A 3,780-nucleotide genomic window follows, 5' to 3' on the forward strand; every position below is an offset into this window, starting at 1 on the left:
ATGAGGCTGGTGTAGAAGGTTTTTATATCTTCTAAACAGTGTCGTCTATTTCCCATGCCCGCCTTTGTGCGGGCTATTTTCATCCAAGCGTTTAACGAAAGTCGAACTTTCCTATAAAGTAAAAAAAGCTCTAGAAAATACAAGTTTTCTAGAGCTTCTAATCTCATAAATATTAACGTTTTGACAACTCGAAAGTAAACTTTCTCGTCCATTCGATAAAAATGCTCGCAAGCAGCATTTATTATCTCTTTGAGAACTGTGGTGCACGACGAGCTGCTTTAAGACCATATTTCAATCGTCTGAGCGATGATTTTCCTTGATATTCCGGGCTTTTTTGAGCCTCGGCCCCTCGGTTGTCCTATTCCTTAACCCAAAAAACAGGCCACTTTTACGAGGGGACAGCTTGATGAAATGCAGAATTTACTACATCGAATAGCTGTTCTGGTTTATTATACTTTACTCTTGCATAGATGTCCATAGTTGTCTTGCTGTTCTCATGTCCGGCAAGGTACTGGACCGTCTTGGGGTCAACACCTGCATACAGAAGATTGGTGATGTAGGTATGCCGCAGCAGGTGCGGTGTCACATCGAAGTCCAGGCTATACACAATGTTGGGATTGTTTTTCTGATGTCCTCCCAGACTCGGCTGAACAGTGTACTTGATGCTCTGTCCGTTCACATACTTATAATAGGTACGCTCCTTGGTAGACCGAACAACGATGTACTGCCAGACACGTTTGAACTGCGAATATGACAAGGGCTGTCCCTCACTATCGGCAATCACATATTCCGATTTGGAGGCAGCCTTGGCTTCCCGCAGACAATTCACAAGGCATTTGGGAATGGGAATATCCCTTCTTGCTGCTTTCGTCTTAAGCGTTGTAGAGATAACCGGTCTGTTATGCTCTGATCGCCATGCGCGCCGCACAGAGATATATGGAGTGGGTGCATCGAGGAACACACAATCCCATTGCAAGGCGAGAGCTTCTTCTCGGCGCAGACCGGCATATAAGCCGATCATGGTAAACAGATACGGCGGAAGTCCTTTGACGGTTTCCAGCAGCACTTCCACCTGCTGGTCTGTCAGCGAATCTTTCTTTTGGGTCGGTTTCCCTCCTTTTGCCGAAATCCCCTCACACGGATTGTATTCCAGCAACTGGCTCCGCTCTGCCGAGTAAAAAATGCACTTGAGGAGCATATTCACCGTATTGTGCAGGCTCTCGGACTTATTGGACAATGGGATCAGCGCCAGACGAATATCATCCGCTGTTACTTCCTCCATATACATATCTCCCAAAGGCTTGATAATGTAGTTCTTCATATTGGAGGCGTAGCCCTTCAGTGTAGCCGGCGACACTTTTGCGGATTGCATCAACAGCCACTTCTCACAATACTCGGCCACAGTAGGATGCTCCCGGTGGAAGATGATCTCCGCTACCTGGCGTCTCGCCTCCTGCTCTTTATCGTACAGTTCCTCGCAGGTAGTCCCATACAAGCTCACCTGCTTGCCGTCTGCGTCCAGAATCCGGGTTCTGTAATACAGGACACCCTTTCGTGTGACGGTTCCATATTGAGGTATGTTTTTTTTCTTCTTTGCCATAATTAATTTCCTTTCTCGCGTGGTGATGTATCTACACCTCCTTTTTATCAGAGATTTCAAATTGAATCAAAGATACGGCCAAGGAAAAACTAAGAGCGAGACATCCTTGTCTCGCTCTTACTTCATTTTCTGAATTGTTCGGAACTTACACAGCGTCCCATAAGTCAAAGGCACAGCCCATTGCTTTGACAAGATCATCCGGCCTGTTGTATTTGACCTTTGCGTAAATGTCCATCGTGATTTTGCTGCTTTCATGGCCCGCCAAATATTGTACCGTTTTGGGGTCCACCGAAGAATGAATCAGATTGGTGATGTAGGTGTGCCGCAGCTGATGCGGTGTCACTTCAAAATCCAGGCTATATACCACATGGCCGTTATTCCTGGCTTTTTCTCCAAGTTTCGGGTAAAGCATATATTTTACATACTTTCCGTCCACAAGTTTTCTGGCCATTCTCGGCTTTGCAGTCCGCGTCACAATATACTGCCACAGCCGCTTAAACTGTGTATAGGATAGCGGATCACCGTCCCGATTGGCAATCACATAATCCGAAGTGGATTTTTTCTTTGCATCTTTCAGACATTCAACCAGACAGACCGGGAGAGGAATGTTTCTTTGTGCCGCTTTGGTCTTTAGCTCGGTAAGAATGACCGGCCTGTTATGTTCTGTGTGCCATGCCCGCCGTACCGTTAAGTACGGAGCCTCTGCATCCAGATACACAGAATCCCATTGCAGCGCCAGGATTTCTTCCCGGCGCAGACCGGCATATAAACCGATCATCACAAATACATAGGGCGGCAAATCCCGGATCGTGTCCAAAAGCCGCTCAACCTGTTCATCCGTCAATGCCTGTCTTTCTTCCTGGGGAACTCCTCCCTTTGCATCCAGGTATATGGTCGGGTCCTCGTCAATCACATGGCTCTCCTTGGCCGCCCGGAAAATGGACTTGCAGAGAATCACCACAGACTTATAAACCGAAGCCGACTTCTTGGAAACAGGTACGAGGGCAAGTTGGATGTCATCCAGGGATACATCAGCCATTCTCTTGTCTCCCAGCCCTCCAATAATGTGCCGCCGCACCTTAGAGGTATAATCTGTCAAGGTGGTGGCCCGAACATGGACGGACTGCATCAGTAGCCACTTCTCACAGTACTCAGCAACCGTAGGCGATCTTCGACGAAACGTAGTACTGTCAATCTGCTCTAACGCCTCCAGTTCCTTGTCATAAAGCTTTTCGGGCGTCTTTGCATAAAGCGCCACTCTGTTTCCATCCGAATCTTCGACTCTGGTTCTATAATATTCAATGCCGTTAAGCACGACCGTACCATATTGAGGAATTGCCCTTTTTCTTTTTGCCAATTCCGTCACCTCCTAAGAATAATGTCCAGCGCTGTACCTTTGTTTTATCAGACATATTAGGTTCCAGCAAGGATACGGAACAGCTCAAGCTCGGACACTTCGCAGCTTGCGGTATGTAGCGCTTTTTTCCACTGGCTTTGCACGATGGGTGCATTTTGCGATATACTCCTGAAGGCCAGCATCTGTAAAGTACACGCAACCATTTTGCACATACTGAACATAGGAAATTAGCCCACTGTTTCGAGCTGCATCCAAAGTGGCAATGCTAATCCCCAGTAATTTGGCAGCCTCTTTCCGCGAAATCAATTTTTCCATAGGTGGTCCCCCTTTCTGTCAAAGATGTGGTTGTTGCTTTCAAAATCACATGAATGCGCTGGCAACCGAAGCTGCCAGCGCATGGTATCTGACTTTGAAAAATTTACTCGCCACATTTGCCACGCACCCCTGGCGATGGGGACATTCCGGTCTCCGCTGGCGCGGCTGTCATAACTCCACAGCGTCGTTTTACTCGTGCGCCGCAGAGTTCCCCCCAAGTCTTTAGGAGGCCGTGAGGAAGTATCTTTAACCCCTATGCAGTCATCGCGCCCTGAAATGCCACTTTCGGGTATCAGGCTGACGTGGATCGCTCGGAACAGTCCTATTCATCACCTCCTGGGGCTGTCCATCTTCGCGGCGTGCCTGATTCGCTCGTACATAGGTATAAATGGTACAATATATATGTACAAAAAATCCAAAATAAAAATGTACAGATGCTATACTGTTACCATGGAGGTAAACAGTATGATTTTAAAAAGCAGCATCATTGTAGATTTAAAAATTAATT

At 47.1% G+C, this 3,780-nt stretch carries 3 protein-coding genes; all 3 read right to left on the bottom strand.

Features of this window, described 5'->3' with window-relative positions; genetic code table 11:
• Nucleotides 1-388 precede the first annotated feature (388 nt).
• Nucleotides 389-1,600 carry a tyrosine-type recombinase/integrase gene (locus FYJ58_RS14405; RefSeq protein ID WP_002576318.1) on the bottom strand — a complete coding sequence of 404 codons (1,212 nt, stop codon included), beginning with the start codon at nucleotides 1,598-1,600 and terminating at the stop codon, nucleotides 389-391.
• Nucleotides 1,601-1,745: 145 nt separating this feature from the next.
• Nucleotides 1,746-2,957: a tyrosine-type recombinase/integrase gene (locus tag FYJ58_RS14410; protein WP_002576319.1), complete on the bottom strand. Its 1,212-nt coding sequence runs from the start codon at nucleotides 2,955-2,957 to the stop codon at nucleotides 1,746-1,748.
• 84 nt (nucleotides 2,958-3,041) lie between these two features.
• Nucleotides 3,042-3,272, bottom strand: coding sequence for a hypothetical protein (locus tag FYJ58_RS14415; protein WP_002576320.1), 231 nt, complete (start codon nucleotides 3,270-3,272; stop codon nucleotides 3,042-3,044).
• Between the last annotated feature and the right edge of the window lie 508 nt (nucleotides 3,273-3,780).

It is taken from the genome of Velocimicrobium porci (genome assembly GCF_009696045.1).
GTDB lineage: Bacteria > Bacillota > Clostridia > Lachnospirales > Lachnospiraceae > Velocimicrobium > Velocimicrobium porci.

Coding starts and splice junctions, on each gene's coding strand:
- FYJ58_RS14415 (WP_002576320.1), bottom strand. CDS start 3,272: ATGGAAAAATTGATTTCGCGGAAAGAGGCTGCCAAATTACTGGGGATT.
- FYJ58_RS14405 (WP_002576318.1), bottom strand. CDS start 1,600: ATGGCAAAGAAGAAAAAAAACATACCTCAATATGGAACCGTCACACGA.